This window comes from Xanthomonas sp. SHU 166 (assembly GCF_000364685.1).
In the GTDB taxonomy this organism is placed as follows: Bacteria; Pseudomonadota; Gammaproteobacteria; order Xanthomonadales; family Xanthomonadaceae; genus Xanthomonas_A; species Xanthomonas_A sontii.
Genome location: NZ_AQOJ01000318.1, coordinates 1 through 1,975, shown reverse-complemented (window position 1 = coordinate 1,975; position 1,975 = coordinate 1). Strand labels below are relative to the sequence as shown.

Below are 1,975 nucleotides of genomic sequence, written 5' to 3'. Positions count from 1 at the left end.
GCGCGCCGCTTCGATCGCGTCGGCGGCCATGCGCAAGGCCGCCGCCGGCGGCGCCGCCAGGTCCAGCATCGGCACCACGCGGTCGTTTGCCTGCGCCTCGCGCAACGACAGTTCCGCACTGACATCGACCACCGCAGCGAAGCGTGCGCGCTCGCCACGGGCGGGGAGGCGCCCGAGCCAGACGCCGTCGACGATCGCGCGCGGCGCCGGATCGCGCGAGGTCCAGGCGCGCGAGTTTAGCCAGGCAGCGACCAGGTACGGCGCGTACAGCCAGCGCGCGGCCAGGCTCAGGCGGCCGTCGTCACGTTTCTGCAGGCCCAGCGGGCCGAGCAGCGCATAACTGAGCGCGACCAGCAGCAGCGACAGCGCCGGCCACAGCAACCACCAGCTGACGCCACCGAGCGCACGTGCGGCAGCCACGCAGGCCGCGCTGCCGAGCAGGTACAGCGCGGCCAGGCGCCAGCGCCGCGGATCGCGCGCGGGCGCCGCGGCCCGCCACGGCGCGGCAATGCGCTCCGGCCACAGCCACACGCACAACCAGCCCGCGGCCAGGCCGGTGGGCACGTCGAGGAAGTGGTGCTGGTAGGTGGTCAGCACCGACAGCCCGATCAGCGCGAACCAGCCATGCAGGGCCCACCGCGCCAGCCCGTGCAGGTGCTGCGCATAGCGCACCCACAGCACCACCAGCAGCACGATGTGCAGCGACGGCGCCTGGTTGAACGGCTTGTCGAAGCCGAGCAGCACCGCGAACAGCCAGCCGAACACACCCTCGGTCGGCGGCCGTTCGAAGCCAAAGCGCAGCGGCCACAGCAGGAAGCAGCCCACCGCCAGCAACTGCGCGGTGAGCAGGCGCCGCGCATGCGTGTCCAGTTCGGCGCGCGTGCGGCAGACGAAGAACGAGGCGACGTAGAACAGGTCGATCGACCAGTACGGCACGATGGTCCACGGCCAGAACGGGATGTGGCTTTCCCAGGCGAACGGCAGCGACGGCACGTCGGCACGGCGCGCGGCCAGGGTGTTGGCCAGGCCGTAGCTGAGGAAAAAGAACGGCCCCAGCAGCGCCAGCCAGGCCAGCGCACGCCGCCACGGCCGCGCGGCCGCCGCGCTCATGGCGCGATCCGCTGCGCCAGCGACACGGTGAAGATGCCCCAGTCGTCGATGCGCTGCTCCAGCTTGCGGAAGCCGGCCGTGCGCACCAGTTCGTCCATCTCCTGCTGGGTGCGCCGGCGCATCACCCAGGCCGCGCCGCCGCGGTGGCTGGTCAGCGCACGGGCGATGAACTCCAGCTGCGGATGCCAGGGTTGGCCGGTGTAGGCCAGGTAGCCGCCCGGCTCCACCGCCGCGGCCACGCCCTGCAGCGAGCACAGCACCTGGTCGTTGTCCGGGAACAGCTCGTACAGACCCGACACCACCGCCAGCGTCGGCCGCGGCTGCAGCGCGGCCAGCGCGTCGCGGTCGAAGGCGTCGCCCTGCTCGAAGCGGGCGATATCGGTGGCGCCGAGTGCGGCAATCAGCGCGCGGCCCTGCTCCACGTTCAACGGGCTGAAATCGCGCAGCAGGATCGCATCGGCGCGCTGGCTGCCGCCGGCCAGCGCTTCGAGCACGTAGCGGCCGTGGCCCGCGGCGATGTCCAGCGCGCGCACCGGCAGGCCGGCGGCGCGCAGCCGCTGCATCGCCAGGCCCAGCAGCTCATGCAGGTGCTGGCGGCGCACGCGGATGCCGCGCCAGCCGATCGCATCCAGGTAGTTGCGGTCGATCATCCGCCCCAGCGGGCCGCGCCCGGCCGCCTGGTCGCGGTAGATGTAGTCCAGCGTGCTGCCGGAATCGAAACCGGTCTGCAGGCCGAGGGCGATGCCTTCGGAGAGCTGCCCGCCCAGGCGCAGGCCGGCGCGCACGCCGCGCCAGCGCAGGTCCTGCAGGCTGTAGCGCTGCGGCGGCCAGGCCAGGCGCTCGGCTTCCTCGAAGGTCGGCCCGC

At 73.1% G+C, this 1,975-nt stretch carries 2 protein-coding genes; both read right to left on the bottom strand.

What is annotated here, in order from left to right:
* Positions 1-1,110, bottom strand: a 1,110-nt coding sequence (locus D180_RS09670; RefSeq protein ID WP_017912630.1) for a phosphatase PAP2/dual specificity phosphatase family protein, incomplete at its 3' end; no start/stop codon positions are given.
* A partial coding sequence (locus tag D180_RS09665; protein WP_017912629.1) for a class I SAM-dependent methyltransferase family protein occupies positions 1,107-1,975 on the bottom strand: 869 nt, incomplete at its 5' end. The genes D180_RS09665 and D180_RS09670, both read right to left, overlap by 4 nt.